Consider the following 21,872-nt stretch of genomic DNA (forward strand, 5'->3'; position numbering starts at 1 on the left):
CGCGCGGGACGGCCGGGAACCCGGGTGACACGGCAGAACCGCCAGGGGTAGCCTCCCAATCCCGAACATTTTCTTACATCGCCACACCGACCGGGAGCCCCCGCGTGCCCTACCTCGCCGCCGAAGACCGCTATGCCTCGATGCAGTACCGCCGCACCGGCCGCAGCGGGGTCCTGCTCCCCGCCGTCTCCTTGGGCCTGTGGCACAACTTCGGCGACACCTCGCCGCTGGAGACCCAGCGCGCGGTCCTGCGCCGCGCCGTGGACCGCGGGGTCGTCCACCTCGACCTCGCCAACAACTACGGGCCGCCCGCCGGCTCGGCCGAGGCCAACTTCGGCACCCTCTTCGCCCAGGACCTGCGCCCGTACCGCGACGAGCTGTTCATCGCCAGCAAGGCCGGCTACGACATGTGGCCCGGCCCGTACGGCGAGTGGGGCAGCCGCAAGTACATGCTGGCCTCGCTGGACCAGTCGCTCGGCCGCATGGGCCTGGACTACGTCGACGTCTTCTACTCCCACCGCTTCGACCCGGACACGCCCCTGGAGGAGACCATGGGCGCCCTGGACACCGCGGTCCGCCAGGGCAAGGCGCTGTACGCCGGCATCTCCAACTACCCCGCGGACGCCCACCGCCGGGCCACCGAGATCCTCCGCGAACTCGGCACCCCGCTGCTGATCCACCAGGCGGCCTACAGCCTCCTGCAGCGCGGCCCCGAGGCGGGCGTCCTCGACGCCGTCGGCGAGACGGAGACCGCCCTCATCGCCTACTCGCCGCTCGCCCAGGGCCAGCTGACCGACCGTTACCTCGACGGTGTCCCCGCGGACTCCCGCATGGCCCTCGGCCACTTCCTCAAGCGCGACACCCTCACCGACGAGAAGCTCACCCTGCTCCACGCCCTGAACAAGATCGCCGGGGAACGCGGCCAGACCCTCGCGCAGCTTGCCCTCACCTGGGTCCTGCGCGACCCGCGCGTGGTCTCGGTCCTCATCGGCGCGAGCAGCGTGGCGCAGCTCGACCAGAACCTCGCCGCACTCGACGCCGCGCCCCTCAGCGAGGCCGAACTCACCGAGATCGACCGCCTGTCGGCGCAGGGCGGCGTCGAGATCCCGTAGTCCCGCCAGGGCGTCGCCGCCCAGGGGTCCCGTCCGTCAGGACCCCTGGAGGCGGCCCTCCAGCGCGGCCCGCACGCCGGGCCACTCGCCCCGGAGGACGGAGTAGTAGGCGCTGTCGCGGACGGTGCCGTCCGTCGCACGGACGTGGGCACGGCGGATGCCCTCGAAGCGCCCGCCGACGCGCTCGATCGCGGCGCGCGAGCGAGCGTTGCGGGCATCGGTCTTCAGGGTGACGCGCAGCACGCCCCAGGTCTCGAAGGCGTGGGTGAGCAGCAGGAGCTTGGCCTCGGTGTTGCACGGTGTGCGCTGGGCGGAGGCGGACAGCCAGGTGCTGCCGATCTCCGCGACCGTGGGCACGCCGTCCGGGCGCGGTGCGGCGCGGCCGGCGGGCCAGGCCGGGGTGGCGGTCCAGTAGTCGAGGTCCAGGAAGCGCGTCGAGCCGATCAGCGTGCCGCGCGCGGTGCCGACCACGGCGAACGGGAGTGCGGCGCCGGTGGCCTGGTCCGCCAGGGCGTCCCGGACGTACCGCAGCATGGCGGGCAGCTCGTCCGGCACCAAGGTGAATCCGTAGCTGTCGCGGGACTCCTGGGCGGCGCGCAGCAACCCGTCCGCGTGGTCCGCGGTCAGCGGCTCCAGGCGGACGTGTCGGCCCTGCAAGGTCACGGTTTCCGGCATGCCCCGGATGCTATGCGCACCGCCGCGCGGCTGGTCAACTGCGTGTCCCGCGCGGGGCGCGGTCGGGAGTGGTGACCGGGGATGTGAAAATGTCGGCATGAGCAACAACGACGTGTACTTCGACATCACGATCGACGGCGAGCCCGCCGGACGGATCGTCTTCACCCTCTTCGACGACGTGGTGCCCAAGACCGCGCGGAACTTCCGCGAGCTCGCCACCGGCGAGAACGGCTTCGGCTACGAGGGCTCGCACTTCCACCGCGTGATCCCGGACTTCATGCTCCAGGGCGGTGACTTCACCGCCGGCAACGGCACCGGCGGCAAGAGCATCTACGGCGCGAAGTTCGCCGACGAGAACTTCCAGCTCAAGCACACCAAGCCGGGCCTGCTGTCGATGGCCAACGCGGGCCCGAACACCAACGGCTCGCAGTTCTTCATCACGACCATCGTCACCGACTGGCTGGACAACAAGCACGTCGTCTTCGGCGAGGTCGTCGAGGGCCTGGACATCGTCAAGAAGATCGAGTCGCTCGGCTCGCGCAGCGGCAGCACCAACGCCCGCATCGAGATCGCGAAGTCCGGCACGGTCGCCTGACCCACGTCCCGCCGCCCGGCACCCGGGCCGCCCCGTGCGGCCTCCGGTGCCGGGCGCCCGCCCCGGTGCGGCGACCGGGAGCGGCGTACGATTTCCCATCGGCGCCATCACTCCTGGCAGGGCCGCTCACGCGGCCACCGCTGAACGGGACGGCGCCGAACAGCCCCGGCCGCCTCGCGGTACGCCGGGCGCCGCACGAAGGAAAGGAACGACCCGGATGTCCGCGGAGAAGAACTGGGGCGGCAACATCGCCTTCCACGCACGGCGGCTCCACACCCCGGAGTCCGTCGGCGCGCTGCAGGACATCGTGGCCCGCTCCGAGCGGATCCGGCCGCTGGGCACCCGGCACTCCTTCAGCACCGTCGCCGACACCGACGGCGACCACGTCTCCACCGCGGCGCTGCCCCCCGTCGTCGACATCGACGCCGACGCGCGCACCGCGACCGTGAGCTCGGGCCTGCGCTTCGGCGAGATCGCCGGGACGATCGACCGCGCCGGTTTCGCCCTGCACAACCTTGGCTCCCTCCCGCACATCTCCGTGGCCGGCGCGTGCGCCACCGGCACCCACGGCTCGGGGACCACGAACGCGTCCCTCGCCGGGGCCGTCCGCGCGCTGGACGTGGTCACCGCCGACGGTGAGCACGTCGGGATCCGCCGCGGCGACCCGGACTTCGAAGGCTCCGTGGTGGCGCTCGGCGCGCTCGGCGTCGTGACGCATCTGACACTGGACCTGCTTCCCGCGTTCTCCGTACGCCAGTGGGTCTACGACGACATGCCGCGCGAGGAACTGGGGCGGAACTTCACCGAGGTGATGTCCGCCGGCTACAGCGTCTCGGCGTTCACGCGCTGGCAGGACCCCGTGCTGGAGCAGGTGTGGCTCAAGGAGCGCGTCGAGGACCCCTCCGCGCCCCCGGCCCCGGCGCCGCGCGAGTGGTACGGCGCCGTCCTGGCCGACGGGCCCCGGCACCCCGTCCCGGGCATGCCCGCCGCGCACTGCACGCCGCAGAACGGCGACGTCGGCGCGTGGTTCGAGCGGCTGCCGCACTTCCGCATGGAGTTCACGCCCAGCAGCGGCGAGGAGATCCAGTCGGAGTACTTCGTGGACCGCGCGGACGCCGCGGCGGCGTTCGACGCCCTGTGGGAGGTGCGCGAGCACTTCGCGCCCGCCGTGCAGATCGGCGAGATCCGCAGCATCGCGGCCGACGGACTGTGGCTGAGCCCCGCGTACGGGCGCGACAGCGTCGCCTTCCACTTCACGTGGATCCCCGACACGGCGGCCGTCCTGCCCGCGCTCAAGGCGATCGAGCAGGCCCTGCGGCCGTTCTCCGCCCGCCCCCACTGGGGCAAGCTCTTCACCACTCCGGCCGCCGACCTGCCGGCCCTCTACCCGCGCTACGACGACTTCCGCGCCCTCGCCGCCCGCAGGGACCCCTCGGGCACGTTCCGCAACGACTACCTGCGGGAGTACTTCCCCGGCCACTGACCGGCGCGCTCCCCGCCGGGGGCGGGCGGAGGCACAGGTGGACGAGACGGATGCGCAGCCGGTCCGGCAAGGGCCGGGCGCAGCGCGTACCGCCCGGTGCCACGAGGCGGACGTGCCGCCGCGTCCCGTGCGGCGAAGCCACCGAACCGCCGCCCCCGCCGGCCCGGCAGGACCTCGGCACGCACCCGGCCCGCAAGCCGGAAAGCCCACCGCACTGCCCTCCAGAGGACCCCGCACCCGCCGGGCGCAGCGCGTACCGCCCGGTGCCACGAGGCGGACGTGCCGCCGCGTCCCGTGCGGCGAAGCCACCGAACCGCCGCCCCCGCCGGCCCGGCAGGACCTCGGCACGCACCCGGCCCGCAAGCCGGAAAGCCCACCGCACTGCACTCCAGAGGACCCCGCACCCGCCGGGCGCAGCGCGGCACCGGGTCGAACGGCCCGCCACGCTCCCCCACGTCCTCGGGGACGAGCACCGGGGCCGCCGGATCGACGTCGGCGTCCATCGTGACGTCCGGCACGGTTTCGGGGCCGAAGCCCGGCACGTTCCCCGCGAAGGCATCGACGCCCCACAGCGGTTCACGTACGCCGGCCGCGTCGACCCGCCCGTCGCCACCCCCTCCGGACGGACACGGCTCCGCGGGCGGCCGTGGGCGCGGTGACGTGGGTCACGACGCGTCGCCGGCCCGTCAGCTCGCCCTGGCCCGGCCCTCGTCGTCCTCCCCGAGCACGCGCTCGATGTCGGCCCACGAGGCGCCGAACTCCGCGAGCACGTCGGCCACCACGCCCGGGCCGGTGGCGAGCGCCAACAGCATGTGCTCGTCACCGATGTGCCGATCCCTGCGGGCTGTCGCGGCGCGCAGAGAGCGCTCCAGTACGGTCTTCGCGCCCCGGGTCAGCGGCGGGCGCCCGGCCGGACGCCACCGCCGGGGCCTGCGTGCGACGGACAGCGCCCCGGCGCCGTGGGCGTCCTCGACGCGGGCGACGATCTCGGCGACGTCGATGCCGAGCCCGGCCAGCGCCTCGGCGTCCGCCCGTGAGACCCCGCCGCGGCGGCGGGTCTGCGCGATCGCCTCCTCCAGCGCCTCGCGGCGCCGGTCCACGCCCAGTGCGGCAAGGACGCCGGAGGCCCGGGTGCCCTCCGCGTCGAGCAGCGCGAAGAGCAGGTGCTCCTCGGCGATCGCCTCGTCCCGGGCCTTCCCGGCGTGCCCGAGCGCGCCCTCCACCACGTCGCGCGCGCTCTTGGTGAACCTCTCGAACATCCTCAGTTCCTCCCGTACTTCTTGTGCACGGCCTGCCTGCTGACGCCCAGTTCATGGGCGATCTCCTGCCAGGACCACCCCTTGGCGCGCGCGCTCCTGACTTGCACGGCCTCGAGCTGCTCCAGCAGCCGCCGCAGTGCGGCGACGGCCCGCAGCCCGATCCGCGGGTCACGGTCTCCCGCGCGTTCGGCGAGATCGGTTGCCTCGGTCATGTCTGTCAATTTACGTTGACAAGCCGCACACGTCAACCGCAGTTGACAGGGGCGCCGGGGAGAACGCGCGGCGCCCGGTCCTCCGTGACGGAGGACCGGGCGCGCGGCGGAACGGGGAAGGGCCGGGGCACCGGTCAGCCGAAGGCCTTGACCGCCTGGTAGTAGGTCCACGCGGTGCCGTTGCACGCGGTCGCGGTGGCGCCGCTGTAGCCGGCGCAGATGCGCTTCAGGTCCTCGTAGAAGGCGCTGTCCAGCCTGCTCTTGTTGGCCGAGAAGGCGCCGGCGGCCTTGTAGTTGCGGTAACCGAAGTCGTGCCGGGCGCAGGAGTTCGCGAAGGGGAAACCGAAGGGGTTGTCCGGGGAGGTGCTGCAGTAGTCGGTGGACCAGTCGAAGGCGTAGGCGGACCAGGCCGCCTGGTTCTGACGCGCGGCCCACCAGGCGTTGTAGCTGGAGGCGCTGGTCTGGGTCCAGCTCGACAGCACCTGGGTCTTGTCGGCGGGAGCGGCGTTGGCGGGCGTGGTCAGAACGACGGTGGCGACAACGGCGGCCACGGTGGCGGCGAAGCCGGTGGTGATTCGGCGCATGGGGTCTCCAGAGACGGGCGCGCGGCGGCACGCGGGTACGGGGGTGGCACCGGATGCGGAATCTCACGGGTGGTGCGGAAGTGCCGGATCAGGATCGCGCCGGGAGGGTCTATGCGAGTAGACGCGAGACGGCAAAATCCGCATGAACATGCCGAAGCGCCGCCGACGTCAGTCGTCGACGGCGCATCACCAACGGTTCAGGAGCGGGGGGAACGGCCTCCCGGCCCGTGGGATCAGGAGCCCTGGGCGCCCGGCGGGCCGCCGAAACCGGAGGACGGGGCGGAGGCGGACGCGGCCGGCTGGTCCGAAGTGCCTCCGGCGTCCGCGGCATCCTTGGCATGGTCCCAGTGCGGGTGGTGAAGCCGCGCCCAATTCGGCGTGACGAACCCCGTACGCAGGCCGTGCCGCGCCTCGGCGTCGTGGGCCGCCATCCACCAGTGGCCCGCCACCGCGAACGCGACGGCCAGCGCCAGCCAGTCGTGGACGAAGGTCGCCCCCGTACGCCACACCACCGCCGTCAGGTGCGGGAACATCATCAGCAGCCCGGTGCCGAGCATCACCAGCACGGCCCCGGCCGCGAAGGCCGCGTAGAGCTTCTGCCCCGCGTTGAACTTGCCCGCCGGGCGGCCCTGGTAGAGCCGGCCGCGCACGGCGGCCCTCAGCCAGGTCTTGTCATAGGACATGAAGCGGTTGAGCCGCCGCAGGTCGTGCCGGAACGCGCGGGAGGCGAGACCGGCGAGCGCGGGCAGCGGCAGCGCGATACCGGACCACTCGTGAACGGTGACGACCAGGCGCCTGCGGCCCACGATCTCGGCGAGCGGCGGCAGATAGAGGGACGCCGCGGTGAAGAGGCAGATCGTCATCAGCGTCGCCGTGCTGCGGTGCACCCAGCGCTCGGCCCGGGTGAAACGGCGTACGGACTCAGGAAGTCGGGGCATCGTGGCGTCCGTTCGAGCGGCCGACCCAGGCGTCGACGTCATAGCCGTAGTGCTCCCAGTAGCCGGGCTGCACGTCCTTGGTGACCTCGATGCCCGAGAGCCACTTGGCCGACTTGTAGAAGTACATCGGCGCCACGTACAGCCGCACCGGGCCGCCGTGGGCCGACGTCACCGGCTTGCCCTGCATACTCAGGGCGACCAGCACGTCGTCCCGGCGGGCCTGTTCGAGGGTCAGGCTCTCCGTGTAGGCACCGTCGAAGCAGGTGAAGCGGACGGCGCCGGCCCCGTCCCGCACGCCCGCGAGGTCGAGCAGATGGGACAGCCGCACTCCTTCGAAGGCGGTGTCGTCCACCCGCCACCCGGTGACGCACTGGACATCGCGCACCATGTGCGTCTGCGGCATGGCCCGCAGATCGGCGAGGGTGTACCCGGCCTGGCGCTCGACGAGCCCGGAGACGGTCAGCCGGTAGTCCGTGGCGTCGCGGTGCGGGATCGAGCTGGTCACGTTGTAGAAGCGGAATCCTCCGCCGCCCGGCAGCAGTCCCGTCAGACCGGTGGGGTCCTTGCTCGTCACCTGCGACAGCGCCGAGTCCAGGCCGTCCTGCGCCCGGCTGCCCAACGCCACGCCGAGCGCACCCAGCCCGATCATGCCGAGCACTACGCGTCGGCCGACCGGCGTGCCCTTGCTCTCCATGTCCCTCACCGTAATCCCGGGAATGCCGGATACAGAATGCCCGGTCACCCCGTAAGCAAGGCGTAATAGGTCGGTCAGCCGATCTCCAGACCCGCGTAGTTCTCCGCCAGCTCGGCCGCCGCGTGCCGGGAGGCGGCGATGCGGTCGAGCTGGCTGATCTGGAGCCGGGTGTCGAAGTCGCTGTGCGCGGGGTCGGTGTGCAGGGTCGTGGTCATGAACCAGGAGAACTGCTCGGCCCGCCACACCCGGCGCAGGCACGTGTCGGAGTAGGCGTCCAGCAGTTCCTCCGACCCGGTCTCCCGCAGGTGCGCGAACGCCCTGGCCAGGACGACCACATCGGCGGCGGCCAGGTTGAGTCCCTTGGCGCCGGTGGGCGGCACGATGTGCGCGGCGTCCCCGGCGAGCAGCACCCGCCCCCAGCGCATGGGTTCGGTGACGGAGCTGCGCATCGGCAGCACCGCCTTGGAGGTGATGGGTCCCCGGTCCAGCTTCCAGTCGCCGTCGATCGCGAAGCGGGCGTCCAGCTCGTCCCAGATCCGCTCGTCGGACCAGTCGTCGGTGTCGGTGCCGTTGGGCACCTGGAGATAGAGCCGGCTGACCTGGGGCGAGCGCATGCTGTGCAGGGCGAAGCCGCGCGGCGAGTGCGCGTAGATCAACTCGTCACTGGACGGCGGGACGTCGGCGAGGATGCCGAACCACGAGTACGGGTAGACCCGTTCGTACGTCCGGCTCGCCCCGTGCGGGAGCGCCCGGCGGGTCACACCGTGGAAGCCGTCGCAGCCCACGACGTAGTCGCAGGTCAGGATCTTGTCGCGGTCCTCGTGGGTGTAGTGGACCACCGGACGGTCCGTGTCGGCCCCCTCGACCGCACGCACCGTGGCGCCGAACACCAGCGGGGCGCCGTCCTCGGTCTGCAGGGCGACGAGGTCCTTGACGACCTCGGTCTGCGCGTACACCCACACGCGGCGGCCGCCGGTGAGCGCGGGGAAGTCCAGGCGGTGGGTGCGCCGGTTCCAGCGCAGTTCGATGCCGTCGTGGACCAGGGCCTCCCGGTCCAGCCGGCCGGCCGCGCCGGAGGAGCGCAGTACGTCGACCGTGCTCTGTTCGAGGATTCCGGCGCGCTGGCGGTGCTCGACATAGGCGCGTTCCCGGCCCTCCAGGACCACGCAGTCGATGCCCGAGCGGTGCAGGAGCCGGGCGAGCAGCAGGCCGGCGGGGCCGCCGCCGACGATGCCGACGGTGGGGTGGGGCTGCATGGGTGGGCTACTCCCCCTCTTCCGGTACTTCTCCGGGACCTTCTGGTTCTTCCTCTTCGAGGACGCGGTTCGCGACGGCGAACGCCGCGTTCCCGGCGGGCACGCCACAGTAGACGGCCGACTGGAGCAGGACCTCCTGGATCTCCTCCCGGGTCAGGCCGTTGCGCCGGGCGGCCCGGACGTGCAGGGCCAGCTCGTCGAGGTGACCGTGCGCCACCAGCGCGGTGAGCGTGACACAGCTGCGGGTCCTGAGGTCGAGGCCGGGCCGGGTCCAGATCTCGCCCCACGCGTAGCGGGTGATGAAGTCCTGGAACGGCGCGGTGAAAGCCGTCGTCCGGGCGACCGCCCGGTCCACGTGGGCGTCGCCGAGCACAGCGCGGCGGACCGCCGTGCCCGCGGCGTGGCGGGAGCCGTCGTCGGTGGCGGGACCGGGCGTCAGGTGCCCGAGCAGCGCGGCCAGTACGGGTCCCGGGCGCTCGACGTTGGCCAGGTGCGCGGCGTGCGCGACCTCGGTGAGGCTCGCGCCGGGGATGCCGTCCGCGAGTTCCCTTGCGTCGGCCACCGTTGCCGCGGGGTCCTCGCGGCCGGCGACGACGAGCGTCGGCGCGGTGATCGCGGCCAGGCCGGACCGCACGTCATGCGTGGCGAGCACCTCGCACAGCCGCGCGTACGCCTCCGGGTCGGCGGCCCGCAGATCGTCCACGAGGGCCTCGGCCGCGGAGCCCGGGACAGAGGCGGAGGTGAACCAGCGGGCCGCGGTGGTGTCGGCGACCGGCCCGGTGCCCTTCGCCCGCACCAGCGCGGCCCGGTCACGCCAGCCCTCCGGCGTCCCGAAGCGGGCCGCGGCGCACAGGACGGCCAGCGAGGTCACCCGCTCCGGGTGGTGGATCGCCAGCCATGTCCCGACCGCGCCGCCCAGCGAGATGCCGGCGTACCCGAACCGCCCGACGCCGAGCGCGTCGGCGAGTTCCAGCACCATCCGCCCCAGGTCCGCCGTCGTGGGGTCCGGCGGGAGCAGCCCGGCCGGTGTGCCGCCGTGCCCCGGCAGGTCCCAGCGGATCACCCGGTGGTCGCGGGCGAGCGCGGGCACTTGGGCGTCCCACACCGCCAGCGACGTGCCCAGGCTCGGCCCCAGCAGCAACGCCGGGCGCCCGGCCGCCCCGTCCACCCGGTGGTGCAGCAGCCGTGGCTCCCCGGCGCCGGCCGATGTGCTGCCGCTCATGCGTCCTCCTCGTGTGCGGGCCTGCGGACGTGCGGACGTCTCGGTCCAGCGGGACCCGCCCGGCGCCGGCGGGGGGTCGGGGCGGCGCAGGGCCCGGTCGACGAGGGCGGCCGCGGAGCCGGTGCAGCGGGTGGGATCGGTGAGATCGCGCAGGCGGTCCTTGGGGAGGAGGGCCGCGAGGGCGGGGTCCTCGGCGAGGACGTCGCCGAGGTCGATGCCCTCCTCGACGGTCCGGCGGGAGGCCCGGGCGAGCGCTTCCTTCGCCTCACCGCGGCCGATCACGGCGGCGAGGGCCGCGGCCAGGCGCTCGGTGACGAGGAGACCGCCGGTAGCGTCGAGGTTGTCGCGCATGCGGTGCGGGTGGACGCGCAGTCCCTCGGCCAGTTCGGCGGCGCCCTGCGCCGCGCCGCCGGCGAGGCGCAGGGCCTCGCGCAGCGGCTGCCACTCGGCGTGCCAGGCGCCGGCCGGCCGTTCGTCCTCGGCGGCCAGGGAGCCGTGCAGCACGGCGGCGAGCGCGGGTACTTGGCGGGCCGCGGCGGCGATGAGGGCGGCGCGCACGGGATTGGCCTTGTGGGGCATGGCGGAGGAGTCCCCGCCGGTGCCCTCGGCTACCTCGCCGATCTCGGTCCGGGTCAGTACGAGGACATCGGCCGCGATCTTGCCCAGCGCGCCCGCCGTGAACGCGAGCGCCGCGCCGAGGTCGGCGACGGGGGTGCGCAGGGTGTGCCAGGGCAGCCCGGGTTCGGCGAGCCCGGTCTCGGCGGCGTACGCGGCCGTCAGCCGCTCCCCGAGGTCGGGAACCTCCTCCCCCTCCGCGCCGCCCGCCCTGCCCGCCTCGCTCGCCGCGCTCACCGCGCTCGCCGCGCTCGCCTCGGCGAAGGCGTGGAACGCCGCGAGGGTGCCCGCCGCGCCGCCCAGTTGCGCGGGCAGGGCGGTGCGGACGGCCGTCAGGCGGTCGTGGGCGTCCAGGACGAGGGCGCGCCAGCCGGCCGCCTTGAGCCCGAAGGTGGTGGGGACGGCGTGCTGGGTGAGAGTGCGCCCGGCCATGGGCGTCTCGCGGTGCTCGCGGGCCAGCCGCCCGAGCGCGCGGGCGGCGCGGGCGAGATCGCCGAGCAGGGGCGTCAGCGCCCGGGAGGCCACCAGCATGGCCGCGGTGTCGAGGATGTCCTGGCTGGTGGCCCCGCGGTGGACAAAGGGTGCGGCCGCCTCGTCCCGCTCCCCCACGGCCGCCGTCAGGTCGGCCACCAGCGGGATGACGGGGTTGCCGCCCGGCCGGGCGCGCAGCGCGAGGTCGCGCGCGTCGAATCCGCCGGTGTCGGCCGCGGCCGCCGTCACCGCGGCCGCCGCGGAGGCCGGTGCGAGACCGAGCGCGGCCTGCGCGCGGGTCAGCGCGGCTTCGGCGTCGAGCATGCCGCGGACGAACGCGGCGTCGCCCGTCGCCTCCTCCACAGGCGTGCCGGCCCGGCCCGGGGAGAGCAGGCCGGTGTCGGCGAAGGGCTCAGTCGAAGGCAAGGAAGACCGTCTCCTCATGCACTCCGTCGTACTGCAGGCGGATGTCGAAGCGGTGGACGCCGTCGCCGTCCGAAGTGGCGACCAGCGTGGCACGCCGTTCCGGCTCCAGCGAGCCGAGCAGCGGATCGCCGGCCGCGTCCTCGAGATAGGCGCGGGTGTGCAGATGGTGCAGCAGGCCGCGGGCGAAGACGATCATCGACAGATACGGGACGCCGCCGGGCGGCAGCGTGCGGAAGGCGTAGTGCCCGTCGGCGTCGGTGGGCACGCGGCCGAAACCGGTGAAGGCCGGTCCGTCGCGGCCGATGACCGCGCCGTCCACGGGGTCGCGGCGCAGGGAGCCGGGGGCGCCGTGCCGGGAGCCGTCGGGGGCGGGCTGCCAGACCTCGATCATCGCGTCGGGGACGGGCTGCCCCGCGCCGTCGTGGACGTACCCGTGGACCGTGATCGCACCGGGGTGCCCGGCGGGCGCCAGCTCGCCGCCCTTGGCGAAGGGCAGCGCGTAGCCGTAGAAGGGGCCGACGGTCTGCGAGGGCGTGGGACCGGGGGGTGCGGGAGGCGGCGTCATCGGCCCTCCTCGGCCCAGGTGGCGGCCGGTCCGTCCAGGACGATGTCCCAGCGGTAGCCCAGCGACCATTCCGGGGTGGACAGGTCGTGGTCGTAGGCCGCGACCAGGCGCCGCCGTGCGCGGTCGTCGGTGACCGACTGGAGGATGGGGTCGCCGGCGAAGAGCGGGTCGCCGGGGAAGTACATCTGCGTGACCAGGCGCTGCGCGAACGCCGTACCGAAGAGCGAGAAGTGGATGTGGGCCGGGCGCCAGGCGTTGACGTGGTTGCGCCAGGGGTAGGCGCCGGGCTTGATCGTGACGAACTCGTACGCGCCGTCCTCCCCGGTCAGGGTGCGCCCGACCCCGGTGAAGCCGGGGTCGAGCGGGGCGGGGTGGTCGTCGCGCTGGTGGGCGTAGCGGCCGGAGGCGTTGGCCTGCCAGATCTCGACGAGCTGTCCGCGCACGGGCCGGCCGCGCCGGTCCAGGACGCGCCCGGTGACCCGTATCCGCTCGCCGAGCGGCTCGACCTGGTGCTGCCGGGTGAGGTCGTGGTCCAGGGCGGTGACGTCGGTGACGCCGAAGACGGGTCCCGAGAGTTCCAAGGCCTCGGGGTCGCCGCCGGCCGTACCGGCGGCGACCAGCGGCCGCTTGGGATGCCGCAGCACGCTGCTGCGGTAGGGGGCGTAGCCACGCCTGGGGTGGTGCTCGGCGGCCGCCCCGTCCGCGAGGCGCCCGGCGTACGCCTCGTGTGCCTCCGCGATCTCGCGGGAGATCTCGTCCTGCGTGAGCGGGGTGGCCATGCGGGCGCTCCTACCTCTCCAGGACCAGGGCGAGACCCTGCCCGACGCCGATGCACAGGGCCGCCAGGCCGGTGCCGGAGCCCCGGGCGGCGAGCTGGTGGGCGACGGCACCGGCGATCCGGGCGCCGGACGCGCCGAGCGGGTGGCCGACGGCGATGGCGCCGCCGCGCGGGTTGACGAGCGCCGGGTCCAGTTCCGGCCAGCCGGCCAGGCAGCCCAGCACCTGGGCCGCGAAGGCCTCGTTGAGCTCGACGGTGCTGAGGTCGCCGAAGCCCTTGCCGGACTTCGCCAGCGCCTTGCGCACGGCCTCGACAGGGGCGAGGCCGAAGTAGTCGGGCTCGATGCCGGTAACCGCGGAGGCGCGGATGCGGGCGAGCGGCTCGCGGCCGGTGGCCCGCAGTCCCTCCTCGTCGACGATCAGCAGGGCGGCCGCACCGTCGTTCAGCGGCGAGGAGTTGCCCGCGGTGACCGTGCCGCCGTCCTTGCGGAAGGCGGGCTTGAGGCGGGCGAGCGCCTCCATGGAGGTGGTGTCGCGGATGGTCTCGTCGCGGGTGAGGTCCACGCCGTCGAGGGGGACGACCTCGCCCTCGTACAGGCCGTCCTTCCAGGCGCGGGCGGCCTTCTCGTGGCTGGCCACGGCCCAGGCGTCCTGCTGCTCGCGGGTGATGCCGTGCCGGTCGGCGATCAGCTCGGCGCTCTCGCCGAGCGGGATGGTCCACTGCGGGTTCATCCGCGGGTTGACCATGCGCCAGCCCAGGGTGGTGGAGTACATCTCCTGGTGCCCCGCGGGGAAGGCGCGCTCGGGCTTGGGCAGCACCCAGGGAGCGCGGCTCATGGACTCCACGCCGCCGGCTATGGCGACGGAGACATCGCCGACGGCGACCGCGCGGGCGGCCTGGATGACGGCTTCCAGGCCGGACCCGCAGAGCCGGTTGACGGTGGTGCCGGGGACGGTGACGGGCAGTCCCGCCAGCAGGACGGCCATCCGCGCGACGTCACGGTTGTCCTCGCCGGCGCCGTTGGCGTCGCCGAAGAACACGTCGTCGACACGGGCCGGGTCGAGGTCGGGGGTGCGGGCCATGAGCGAGCCGACGACGTGCGCGGCGAGGTCGTCCGGGCGCACGCCGGACAGGGCGCCGCCGTACTTGCCGACCGGGGTGCGGACGGCGTCGACGATGTAGACCTCGCGCAACTGCTGGCTCATGACTGGCCTCCTTGGCCGGTGGCGGCGACGGCGGCGTTGCCGGCGCCCTGGGGGGTGCGGACCGGGGCGGCGGTCTTCTCCAGGATCTCCTCCACGGCGACGCCTGGAGCGGTCTCGACGAGGACGAGTCCGTCGTCGGTGACGTCGAGGACGCCCAGGTCGGTGATGATCCGGTCGACGCACGCCTTGCCGGTGAGCGGCAGGGAGCACTCCTGGACGATCTTGGGGCTTCCGTCCTTGGCGGTGTGGGTCATGGTGACGATCACGCGCCGGGCGCCGTGCACGAGGTCCATGGCACCGCCGATGCCGGTGACCAGTTTGCCGGGGACGGCCCAGTTGGCCAGGTCCCCGCGGGCGGAGACCTGCATGGCGCCGAGTACGGCCGTGTCGATGTGGCCGCCGCGGATCATGCCGAAGGACAGTGCGGAGTCGAAGAACGCGGCACCGGGCAGGACGGTGACCGTCTCCTTGCCCGCGTTGATCAGATCGGGGTCGACCTCGTCCTCGTACGGGAAGGGGCCGGTGCCCAGGATGCCGTTCTCCGACTCCAGGACGACCTCGATGCCCGCGGGAAGGTGGTTGGGGATCAGCGTCGGCAGGCCGATGCCGAGGTTGACGTACTCGCCGTCGCGCAGTTCCAGCGCCGCGCGGGCGGCCATCTCGTCGCGTGTCCAGGCCATCAGGCCGACACCTCCCTCGCGGTGACCGTACGGAACTCGATCTTCTTGTCGGCGGCCTGCCCGGGGGTGAGGGCCACCACCCGCTGGACGAAGATGCCCGGCAGGTGGACCTGGTCGGGGTCGAGCTCACCGGGCTCGACCAGCTCCTCGACCTCGGCGACGGTGATCCGGCCGGCCATGGCCGCGAGCGGGTTGAAGTTGCGGGAGGACTTGGCGAAGACCAGGTTGCCGTGCCGGTCGCCCTTGGCGGCGCGGACGAGGGCGAAGTCGGTGGTGATGCCGCGCTCCAGGACGTACTCGACGCCGTCGAACGCGCGGACCTCCTTGGGCGGGGACGCGAGGACCACCCCGCCGTCGCCGTCGTACCGCCAGGGCAGGCCGCCGTCGGCGACCTGTGTGCCGACACCGGCGGGCGTGTAGAAGGCGGGGATGCCGCAGCCCCCGGCGCGCAGGCGCTCGGCGAGGGTGCCCTGCGGGATGAGTTCGAGCTCCAGCTCGCCGGCCAGGTACTGGCGGGCGAATTCCTTGTTGGCGCCGATGTAGCTGCCGGTCACCCGGGCGATGCGCCCCGCGGCGAGCAGGACGGCGAGGCCGGAGTCCAGCGCGCCGCAGTTGTTGGAGACCACCGCGAGGCCGCCGGTCCCCGCGTCATGGACGGCCTGGATGAGCGTGTTGGGCACGCCGCCCAGTCCGAAACCGCCGACGGCCAGCGACGCCCCGTCATGGACGTCCGCCACGGCCTCGGCGGCCGAGGCGACCACCTTGTCCATCCTGTGCCACCCTTGTTCGTCCAGTGAACTTAAGTTCACAATGATTCGTGCCCGAGTGTGATCCTCCGGCGCCCGCTCTGTCAACGTCTCGGGGCGGTACGGTTTCGACGACCCATCTCCATGCTGGAGCGCCCATGACATCCCCCGCACCCGCCACCGCTCCCCCGCCGCAGGAGGCCGTGGGCCCGCTCCTCCGGGGGCTCGCCGTACTGCGCGGGCTCTCGGCGGCCGACGGACGGCGCTCGGTGGGCGACCTCGTACGGGACACCGGACTCGCCCGCTCGACCGTGGACCGGGTGGTCAGCACCCTCACCCGCACCGGCTATCTGCGGCTGGAAGGCCGGGACGCGGTCCTCGCCCCCCGGCTGATGGAGCTGGGCAACGCCTATCTGGCCGCCAGCCGGCTGCCCGAACTGCTGGGACCGCTCGCGGACGCGCTGGCGGACGGCCTGGACGAGTCGGTGTCCATCGCGGTCCCCGACGGGGACGGCGTGCGCTTCGTCCACCAGGTCACCCGGCGCCGCGCCATGTCGCTGACCTTCCGGCTGGGGGATCTGCTGCCCGCGGAACGGGGCGCGCCCGGCGCGCTGTTCGCCTGCGGGTGGGGCGAGGCGGAGTGGGACCGCTGGCGGCGGCGCCGGGCGGCCGACCCCCACGGCGCGGGCTTCCCCGCGCTGCCGGACGGGCACGACGAGGGCGCCGCCTCCTTCGAGGAGCGCGTCCGGACCGCCCATGAGCACGGCTGGTCGGCGGACGACCAGCTCATCGAGCCCGGCCTGATCGCCGTCGCCGTACCGGTGCGCGACCCGGCCGGCGCCGCGGTGTGCGCGGTGAGCGTGGTCAGCCACACCAGCAGGCACAGCGCCGGCTCGCTGCGGGCGGCGGTGCTGCCGCGGCTGCGCGGGACGGTCGCCGCGATGGAGGGGGCGCTCGCCGCCCCCGCTGGCCCGCCCGCCGCCACGCCGGCCGGCCCCACTCCGGCGGCCTGGACACGGGCCTCCAAGCAGGAGCTCGGGCCCGAGTTCGTGGAATCGCTGGCGCGCGGTCTCGCCGTCCTCACCGCGTTCGGCGAGGGCCGCTCCGAACTGCCGCTGACCGCCGTCGCCGAGGCCACCGGCCTGGCCCGGGCCACCGCGCGCCGCTCACTGATCACCCTGGAGCACCTGGGCTACGTCGCCGCCGACGACCGGCTCTTCCGGCTCACCCCGCACGTGATGGAGCTCGGCTGCGCCCATCTGTCCCGGCTGACCCTGTCCCAGATCGCCGGGCCGCACCTGGTCGGCCTCGTGGAGCACGTGCACGACTCCGCCTCCATGGCCGTGCTGTCGGGCACGGACATCCAGTACGTGGCCAGGGTCCCCACCGTCCGCATCATGAGCGTCAACATCACCGTCGGCACCCGGTTCCCCGCCTACGCCACCGCCATGGGCCGGGTCCTGCTCGCGGGCCTGCCCGCCGGTGAGCGCGCCCGCCTCCTCGCCGGCGCCGACCGCGCCGCCCTCACCCCGCACACCGTCACCGACGCGCAAGCCCTGAACGACGTCCTGGACGCCGCCGCCACCGACGGCCACGCGCTGGTCAGCGAGGAACTGGAGGAGGGCCTGCGGTCGATCGCGGTGCCCGTGCGCGACGGCTCCGGCCGCGTCGTCGCGGCCGTCAACGTCTCGATGCACGCCAGCCGCCGCACCGTCGAGCAGTCCCGCGCCGACCTCCTCCCCCCGCTCCGTGAGGCCGCCGCCCGCATCGAGGAGGACCTGCGCGTCGTGGGCCGCTACGCCCGCGTCGGCGTCTCCTGACCTGCCGTCATGACCGGGGCGAGGGCGTGCCGTCCCCGTCGGACGGGTCCACGTTCCACTCACCGGGCAGCACGCTCCCGCAGAAGACGCACACGAAGTCGTCCTCGCGCACGATGCCGCGCTCCCCGCACCCGGCGCAGCGGCGGAAGACCACGGCGTACGTGAAGGCGGGCGGACGGCCCAGCCCGGCGCGGTCCAGGGCACGGGCGACCGAGGGCCACGACACGATGTCCGGGCAGTAACCGGTCGAGAGGTTGCTGACCTCGACGGCCGTCCACTGCCCGGACGTTTCACGGAAGGCGATCTCCCCGGCGCCCAGGACCTCGCCACCGCCGGCACAGGCCACGTGTTCACTGCGGCGCGGCGCCAGACGCAGCACCCCGGCGACGTCGACGACATAGGTGAAGGGCTCCGCCAGGTCCGCCGACGTCTGCTCCGCGGCCCAGGCGGCGAAGTCGTCCGTGCGGCGGACCGGCCACCCCGCCCCTTCGGGCCGTGCGGTGGCCCTGAGGTCCGCCGGCCCCACGTAGCGATAGCGACGCACTCGCTCGTCCACGCCGCCACCGTAGAACGTCCGTCGCACCGGCGGGAACCGGGGCCGCGGAGCGTGCGTGATCACATGACATGATCCCGAAGAACAGGGCAGCGCCGGCGCTCGTACACCTCACCGCGGTGTGGTTCATGGGTTGCGCGCTCACCGCGATCGGGTTCGAGGCGGTGCTGATCGGGCTGTTCAGCGGCGGGCCGGCGGCGGGGGTGGTCGCGGCCGCGTGCTGGGCACCGGTCGCTGTGGCGCTCCTCGCGGCGCCGGGGTTCGCGGCGCGCCGGCTGATACCGGTGACGGAGCGGCGCGGCGGGGTGTGGGGGTGGGCCGCCGGAGTGTTCGGGGCGGGCACGGCCGGCGTCCTGATCGCCGTGGCGGTGCGCCTGCACGTCGACGGCCTGCGCAACGGGTTCGTGCTCTGCGTCTCGGGAGGACTCTGTTACGCCCTCGCCGCTGCGCTCTTCCTTCCCGGCGCGCGGACGCGGATCGCCGCCGTCGCGGCGGCCGCCCTCTTCGCGACCGGCGGGGCCTGGACCGCCTGGGACGCCGGGCGGCTGCCCACCCTGGACACATGGCTCCGCGCCAACGGTGTGGACCGGGCCCTGCTGCGCGTGGGCGACCCGCCGCCGGGCTGGACGCTGCGCGTGCTGGGCGCGGGCGAGGACGGCTTCGGCGCCGACTACGAACGCCCCGGCACCACGGCCATGCACCTGGCCGTCGAACGCAGCGGCCACGACACCCGGCGCGTGGACGCCCGCGGCTGCCCCGTCCCCTTCGGTGAGACGATCCGCTGCACCGACGACGGCGGGGGCCGCCGACTCATCACGTACGAGGGCGCCTACGAACGACGCGAGCTGCTGCTGCGCCGCGACGGCCTGGTCTGCACGGTGACCCTGTACGCGCACGGCCCGGGCGCCGGGACCGGCCTCCCGGCGGCCCGCCGCGTCCTGTCGACCCTCCGGCCGGCGACCGACGCCGAACTCGCCCCACTGGTACGGCTGCCCCTGCGCGAATGACCGGAGAGCAAGGTCCCCTCAGTTTCCGGGCCGCTGCTCAGCGCACCCCGAGCCGGTGCAGCACCCGGCTCTGGGCCGGGGACGGCCACAGCGGCCAGGAGAGGTAGCAGACGCCGCCGGTACCGCTGCGGACCTGGCCGTCGGCGGCGTAGCGCTTCGTCCTCAGCCAGTTGTTCTCGAACTGCGACCGCGGGTAGACGCGGCGCACGGCCTCGTCGTCCGGGCTCGCGGGGTCGTTGACGATCACATCACCCTCAAGGGTGAATCCGATGACGCACATCAGATGACCGGAGGTGCCGTAGCCGGCCCCGTCCAGCTCGGTGGCCAGGAAGGACTGGGACGTCATCACCGGGATACCGGCCCTGATCAGCCGCTCCACGTCGTTCAGGCTGTGCAGCCGTGTCACGGTCGCGACGAGGTCGCGGTAGGTGGCGGTGTAGGCGGTGTTGAAGGGCCAGTTGCCACAGCCCTCGTACTGGTAGTCGTAGGTGAAGCGGGCGGCGTGGTCGACCTGGGGATCCTCGTAGGAGGGGTCGACCCAGGCGAGGTCGTCCTCGTCCGGTTCCCGGCCCCAGTACTCGATGACCATCTGCGAGGACGTGGGGCTGCACCAGGCCTCGCCGCCGTTGTCGTACTCGGGGTACTGGCCCTTGTGGATCTCCTGGGAGTAGCGCGGGACGGGCAGTTCGACGCCGCGTCCCACGCCGGGCTCCGAGGCGGGCACGGTGAAGCGGTCGGGGATGTCGGAGGCCAGCGCGGCGACCCGCCAGACGGTGGGGGTCGCGTGGCTGCCGGGGCGGCGCAGGAGGGTGAGGCGCAGGCGGTACCAGGCCAGACGGACGCCGGACGCGGGGTCGGCGATGGCGAGGGTGTCGGTCGAGACGCTGCTCTTGGCGTCGGTCTGGCCGTCCACGGAGGTGCGCCGGATGTCGGCGTCGCCGGAGGCCCAGCGGCCCATGACGTACCAGGGGGACATGCTGCCGTCGGTGTAGGTGGCGCACAGCTCCACCTGGATCCAGGTGCCCGCGGGGGTCCGGGCGTTCCAGGAGGCGACGATCTCGGTCGCGGGGCTGCGCGGGGTGTGCACCGGCGAGATCCACGTGGCGGTCTCCCACGTCTCGGTGATCCCGGTGTGCGGGTCGGCGTACTCCAGGACACCCGAGGGCCTGCCGATGGCGATGCCGGGGCGGGGACCGGGTACGACACAGATGCCGCTGCCGTCGCCGCTGTGCCAGTCGGACCAGCGGGTCCATGCGTGGTGGTCCACAGCGGCCTCGTCGTGATCGCCGTACGGGTGCCGGCCGGGCCCGCCGCCCGGCCGTCCGGGGGCACAGGGGCGGTTACCGCCGCCGGCGGCGAAGGCCCGCGGAGCGGTCGCGGTGGCCGCGGCCGCGATGGCGGCGGCGAGCACCGCGCGACGTGGGGCGAGTCGTGTCATGGGCGGTCCCCCCTGTCCTGAGCATGGACGGCGGACGGTCAACTGTCGTCCCGCGCACGCCTCTCGACCTTCATTCCCGGCACATTGGAGCATGTTCGTCGGCCGATACCATCGAATGCAGCCAAGGACACGCCAAAAAAGTGTCAAGGATATCGGCACCGTTTCGCGCGCATTACTCATATTGACTTACCGGAAAAAACGCGAACGGAGTGTCATCCACGCACCCCGCATGGCGGATGAGAATCTTGCGCTTCTGGCCATGTCGACGCCGCTCCGGAGGAAGCCTGATGACACTCGGTGCCGTCAGAAGCACGCGCACACTGGCCGGTCTGGCCGTCCTGTTCACCGGGGCGGCGGGCTGGCAGGCGCCGGCCGGAGAGGCGGCCGTGGCAACCACCGCGCAATGCGCCACGTCCGTGCCGTTCCGCTCCGGCACCGGCGGTTACCACACCTTCCGTATCCCAGCGGTCCTGCGGATCGGCAAGAGCACCGTGCTGGCCTTCGCCGAGGGCCGCCGCAATTCGGCCGCGGACGAGGGCGACATCGACGTGGTCCTGCGCCGCTCGCTGGACGGCGGCTGCACCTGGCAGGCCATGCGCGTCATCGCCCGCGGCGCAGGCCAGGCCTTCGGCAACCCCACCCCGGTGGCCGACCCGAAGACCGGCCGCATCGTGCTGCTGATCTGCCGCACCGTCGGAAATCTGACGAAAAGTCAACTGGGTGGCAGCTCCAAGGCGGTCTACGACGCCCGGCAGGTCTGGGAACTGCACAGCGACTCCGGCGGGGGCAAGTGGTCCGCGCCCCGGCAGATCACCAAGAGCGTCAAACCCGACAACTGGCGCTGGTACGCCACCGGACCCGGCCACGCCATCGCGCTGAGCAAAGGCCCCCACGCCGGACGCCTGCTCGTCCCGGCCAACCACACCGCCGTCGTCGACGGCGAGGTGGTGCACGGCGCCCACTCCCTCTACAGCGACGACCACGGCAGGACCTGGCACATCGGCTTCGTCGAGGAGGTCCCGGGCGGCTGGATCAATCTCAACGAGACCAGCATGGCCGAGCTGCCGGACGGCCGGATCTACATCAACAGCCGCGACGACGGCGGCTTCTCCAACGCCTCACGGGCCAACGCCTACAGCACCGACGGCGGAGAGAGCGTGGAGGGCAGCTTCGAGCCCCAGGAGGCCATCGAGGGGCCCGAGGTCCAGGGCAGCGTCCTGCAACTGCCGAGCGGGACGCTGCTGTACTCCGGACCGTCCGATCCGGGGGCGCGGGCCGCCATGGAGATCCGGTCCAGCGACGACGGCGGCATCTACTGGGAGCCCGCCTGGCTGACGGACAGTCACCCGGCCGCGTACTCCGACCTGGTGGACTTGGGCGGCGGCATGGTGGGGCTGCTCTACGAGACGGGAACGAGTTCTCCGTACGAGACCCTGACCTTCGCCCGGCTCACCTCGTGACCGGACCGGCGGGCGCACACAATCGGGTGGCGTCGCACGTCGTCGGCCGGGGTCACCAACGAATTTCGAAGGAGAACG

Annotated in this window: 21 protein-coding genes and 1 pseudogene; 6 read left to right on the forward strand and 16 right to left on the reverse strand. The window is 73.5% G+C overall.

Annotated features, from left to right (window positions below):
- Positions 1 to 104: 104 nt before the first annotated feature.
- The gene (locus tag RV983_RS04920; protein ID WP_475984533.1) at positions 105 to 1,112 is read left to right on the forward strand and encodes an aldo/keto reductase; all 1,008 of its coding nucleotides are present in this window, start codon (positions 105 to 107) and stop codon (positions 1,110 to 1,112) included.
- A 36-nt stretch (positions 1,113 to 1,148) separates the two neighbouring features.
- Here the strand turns inward: RV983_RS04920 and RV983_RS04925 are convergent, their stop codons facing one another.
- Positions 1,149 to 1,787 carry a GNAT family N-acetyltransferase gene (locus RV983_RS04925; RefSeq protein ID WP_475984534.1) on the reverse strand — a complete coding sequence of 213 codons (639 nt, stop codon included), beginning with the start codon at positions 1,785 to 1,787 and terminating at the stop codon, positions 1,149 to 1,151.
- Between the two features lie 97 nt (positions 1,788 to 1,884).
- Between RV983_RS04925 and RV983_RS04930 the strand changes: the two genes are divergently transcribed.
- Entirely contained in the window at positions 1,885 to 2,382 is a 498-nt protein-coding gene (locus tag RV983_RS04930; RefSeq protein ID WP_475984535.1) for a peptidylprolyl isomerase, read from the forward strand.
- 217 nt (positions 2,383 to 2,599) lie between these two features.
- Positions 2,600 to 3,865 (forward strand): D-arabinono-1,4-lactone oxidase, encoded by a 1,266-nt coding sequence (locus RV983_RS04935; RefSeq protein WP_475984536.1) that lies wholly within the window; start codon positions 2,600 to 2,602, stop codon positions 3,863 to 3,865.
- A 686-nt stretch (positions 3,866 to 4,551) separates the two neighbouring features.
- Here RV983_RS04935 and RV983_RS04940 read toward each other — a convergent pair.
- From RV983_RS04940 to RV983_RS05000, 13 genes and pseudogenes are all read right to left on the reverse strand, one after another.
- Complete coding sequence (locus tag RV983_RS04940) at positions 4,552 to 5,124, reverse strand: Clp protease N-terminal domain-containing protein (RefSeq protein ID WP_475984537.1); 573 nt, start codon at positions 5,122 to 5,124, stop codon at positions 4,552 to 4,554.
- Positions 5,125 to 5,126: 2 nt separating this feature from the next.
- A complete protein-coding gene (locus tag RV983_RS04945; RefSeq protein WP_319658245.1) occupies positions 5,127 to 5,336 on the reverse strand; it encodes an HTH domain-containing protein in 210 nt (69 codons plus the stop codon).
- Between the two features lie 134 nt (positions 5,337 to 5,470).
- Positions 5,471 to 5,920, reverse strand: a complete 450-nt coding sequence (locus RV983_RS04950) for a phospholipase (RefSeq protein ID WP_475984538.1) — start codon at positions 5,918 to 5,920, stop codon at positions 5,471 to 5,473.
- Between the two features lie 233 nt (positions 5,921 to 6,153).
- Positions 6,154 to 6,900: a cytochrome b/b6 domain-containing protein gene (locus RV983_RS04955; RefSeq protein ID WP_475984539.1), complete on the reverse strand. Its 747-nt coding sequence runs from the start codon at positions 6,898 to 6,900 to the stop codon at positions 6,154 to 6,156.
- On the reverse strand, positions 6,842 to 7,552 hold the full coding sequence (locus RV983_RS04960) for a molybdopterin-dependent oxidoreductase (protein ID WP_475984540.1): 711 nt from the start codon (positions 7,550 to 7,552) through the stop codon (positions 6,842 to 6,844). Before RV983_RS04960 ends, RV983_RS04955 begins: the two co-directional genes overlap by 59 nt.
- Positions 7,553 to 7,626: 74 nt before the next feature.
- Positions 7,627 to 8,808, reverse strand: a complete 1,182-nt coding sequence (locus RV983_RS04965) for a 4-hydroxybenzoate 3-monooxygenase (protein WP_475984541.1) — start codon at positions 8,806 to 8,808, stop codon at positions 7,627 to 7,629.
- 7 nt (positions 8,809 to 8,815) lie between these two features.
- Entirely contained in the window at positions 8,816 to 10,030 is a 1,215-nt protein-coding gene (gene pcaDC, locus RV983_RS04970) for a bifunctional 3-oxoadipate enol-lactonase/4-carboxymuconolactone decarboxylase PcaDC (protein WP_475990221.1), read from the reverse strand.
- Between the two features lie 72 nt (positions 10,031 to 10,102).
- Positions 10,103 to 11,560: pseudogene (gene pcaB / locus RV983_RS04975) on the reverse strand (3-carboxy-cis,cis-muconate cycloisomerase); the annotation flags it as partial.
- Entirely contained in the window at positions 11,529 to 12,107 is a 579-nt protein-coding gene (pcaG, locus tag RV983_RS04980) for a protocatechuate 3,4-dioxygenase subunit alpha (protein ID WP_475984542.1), read from the reverse strand. The gene pcaG and the pseudogene pcaB, both read right to left, overlap by 32 nt.
- Positions 12,104 to 12,886, reverse strand: coding sequence for a protocatechuate 3,4-dioxygenase subunit beta (gene pcaH, locus RV983_RS04985; RefSeq protein WP_475984543.1), 783 nt, complete (start codon positions 12,884 to 12,886; stop codon positions 12,104 to 12,106). Before pcaH ends, pcaG begins: the two co-directional genes overlap by 4 nt.
- A 10-nt stretch (positions 12,887 to 12,896) precedes the next feature.
- A complete protein-coding gene (locus RV983_RS04990; protein WP_475984544.1) occupies positions 12,897 to 14,090 on the reverse strand; it encodes a thiolase family protein in 1,194 nt (397 codons plus the stop codon).
- On the reverse strand, positions 14,087 to 14,770 hold the full coding sequence (locus tag RV983_RS04995; RefSeq protein ID WP_475984545.1) for a CoA transferase subunit B: 684 nt from the start codon (positions 14,768 to 14,770) through the stop codon (positions 14,087 to 14,089). The genes RV983_RS04990 and RV983_RS04995 overlap by 4 nt, the downstream gene beginning before the upstream one ends.
- Positions 14,770 to 15,540 (reverse strand): CoA transferase subunit A, encoded by a 771-nt coding sequence (locus RV983_RS05000; RefSeq protein ID WP_475984546.1) that lies wholly within the window; start codon positions 15,538 to 15,540, stop codon positions 14,770 to 14,772. The genes RV983_RS04995 and RV983_RS05000 overlap by 1 nt, the downstream gene beginning before the upstream one ends.
- A gap of 134 nt (positions 15,541 to 15,674) precedes the next feature.
- On the opposite strand from RV983_RS05000, the gene RV983_RS05005 reads away from it, so the two are divergent.
- Positions 15,675 to 17,336: an IclR family transcriptional regulator domain-containing protein gene (locus RV983_RS05005; RefSeq protein ID WP_475984547.1), complete on the forward strand. Its 1,662-nt coding sequence runs from the start codon at positions 15,675 to 15,677 to the stop codon at positions 17,334 to 17,336.
- A gap of 7 nt (positions 17,337 to 17,343) precedes the next feature.
- On the opposite strand, the gene RV983_RS05010 is transcribed toward RV983_RS05005, so the two are convergent.
- On the reverse strand, positions 17,344 to 17,892 hold the full coding sequence (locus RV983_RS05010) for a hypothetical protein (RefSeq protein ID WP_475984548.1): 549 nt from the start codon (positions 17,890 to 17,892) through the stop codon (positions 17,344 to 17,346).
- Between the two features lie 68 nt (positions 17,893 to 17,960).
- Between RV983_RS05010 and RV983_RS05015 the strand changes: the two genes are divergently transcribed.
- A complete protein-coding gene (locus tag RV983_RS05015) occupies positions 17,961 to 18,896 on the forward strand; it encodes a hypothetical protein (RefSeq protein WP_475984549.1) in 936 nt (311 codons plus the stop codon).
- Positions 18,897 to 18,933: 37 nt separating this feature from the next.
- On the opposite strand, the gene RV983_RS05020 is transcribed toward RV983_RS05015, so the two are convergent.
- Positions 18,934 to 20,334: a peptidase C39 family protein gene (locus tag RV983_RS05020; RefSeq protein ID WP_475984550.1), complete on the reverse strand. Its 1,401-nt coding sequence runs from the start codon at positions 20,332 to 20,334 to the stop codon at positions 18,934 to 18,936.
- A 287-nt stretch (positions 20,335 to 20,621) separates the two neighbouring features.
- On the opposite strand from RV983_RS05020, the gene RV983_RS05025 reads away from it, so the two are divergent.
- Positions 20,622 to 21,794, forward strand: a complete 1,173-nt coding sequence (locus RV983_RS05025; RefSeq protein ID WP_475984551.1) for a sialidase family protein — start codon at positions 20,622 to 20,624, stop codon at positions 21,792 to 21,794.
- Positions 21,795 to 21,872 lie beyond the last annotated feature (78 nt).

The organism is Streptomyces sp. RLA123 (genome assembly GCF_056270165.1).

Excerpts from the sequence above, each read along its gene's own strand:
- RV983_RS04960 (WP_475984540.1), bottom strand. The coding sequence starts at position 7,552 with ATGGAGAGCAAGGGCACGCCGGTCGGCCGACGCGTAGTGCTCGGCATG.
- RV983_RS04950 (WP_475984538.1), bottom strand. The coding sequence starts at position 5,920 with ATGCGCCGAATCACCACCGGCTTCGCCGCCACCGTGGCCGCCGTTGTC.
- RV983_RS04940 (WP_475984537.1), bottom strand. The coding sequence starts at position 5,124 with ATGTTCGAGAGGTTCACCAAGAGCGCGCGCGACGTGGTGGAGGGCGCG.
- pcaG (WP_475984542.1), bottom strand. The coding sequence starts at position 12,107 with ATGACGCCGCCTCCCGCACCCCCCGGTCCCACGCCCTCGCAGACCGTC.
- RV983_RS05015 (WP_475984549.1), top strand. The coding sequence starts at position 17,961 with ATGATCCCGAAGAACAGGGCAGCGCCGGCGCTCGTACACCTCACCGCG.
- pcaH (WP_475984543.1), bottom strand. The coding sequence starts at position 12,886 with ATGGCCACCCCGCTCACGCAGGACGAGATCTCCCGCGAGATCGCGGAG.
- pcaDC (WP_475990221.1), bottom strand. The coding sequence starts at position 10,030 with ATGAGCGGCAGCACATCGGCCGGCGCCGGGGAGCCACGGCTGCTGCAC.
- RV983_RS05020 (WP_475984550.1), bottom strand. The coding sequence starts at position 20,334 with ATGACACGACTCGCCCCACGTCGCGCGGTGCTCGCCGCCGCCATCGCG.
- RV983_RS05000 (WP_475984546.1), bottom strand. The coding sequence starts at position 15,540 with ATGGACAAGGTGGTCGCCTCGGCCGCCGAGGCCGTGGCGGACGTCCAT.
- RV983_RS04935 (WP_475984536.1), top strand. The coding sequence starts at position 2,600 with ATGTCCGCGGAGAAGAACTGGGGCGGCAACATCGCCTTCCACGCACGG.
- RV983_RS04965 (WP_475984541.1), bottom strand. The coding sequence starts at position 8,808 with ATGCAGCCCCACCCCACCGTCGGCATCGTCGGCGGCGGCCCCGCCGGC.
- RV983_RS04990 (WP_475984544.1), bottom strand. The coding sequence starts at position 14,090 with ATGAGCCAGCAGTTGCGCGAGGTCTACATCGTCGACGCCGTCCGCACC.
- RV983_RS04925 (WP_475984534.1), bottom strand. The coding sequence starts at position 1,787 with ATGCCGGAAACCGTGACCTTGCAGGGCCGACACGTCCGCCTGGAGCCG.
- RV983_RS04945 (WP_319658245.1), bottom strand. The coding sequence starts at position 5,336 with ATGACCGAGGCAACCGATCTCGCCGAACGCGCGGGAGACCGTGACCCG.
- RV983_RS05005 (WP_475984547.1), top strand. The coding sequence starts at position 15,675 with ATGACATCCCCCGCACCCGCCACCGCTCCCCCGCCGCAGGAGGCCGTG.
- RV983_RS04995 (WP_475984545.1), bottom strand. The coding sequence starts at position 14,770 with ATGGCCTGGACACGCGACGAGATGGCCGCCCGCGCGGCGCTGGAACTG.
- RV983_RS04930 (WP_475984535.1), top strand. The coding sequence starts at position 1,885 with ATGAGCAACAACGACGTGTACTTCGACATCACGATCGACGGCGAGCCC.
- RV983_RS04955 (WP_475984539.1), bottom strand. The coding sequence starts at position 6,900 with ATGACGTCGACGCCTGGGTCGGCCGCTCGAACGGACGCCACGATGCCC.
- RV983_RS05025 (WP_475984551.1), top strand. The coding sequence starts at position 20,622 with ATGACACTCGGTGCCGTCAGAAGCACGCGCACACTGGCCGGTCTGGCC.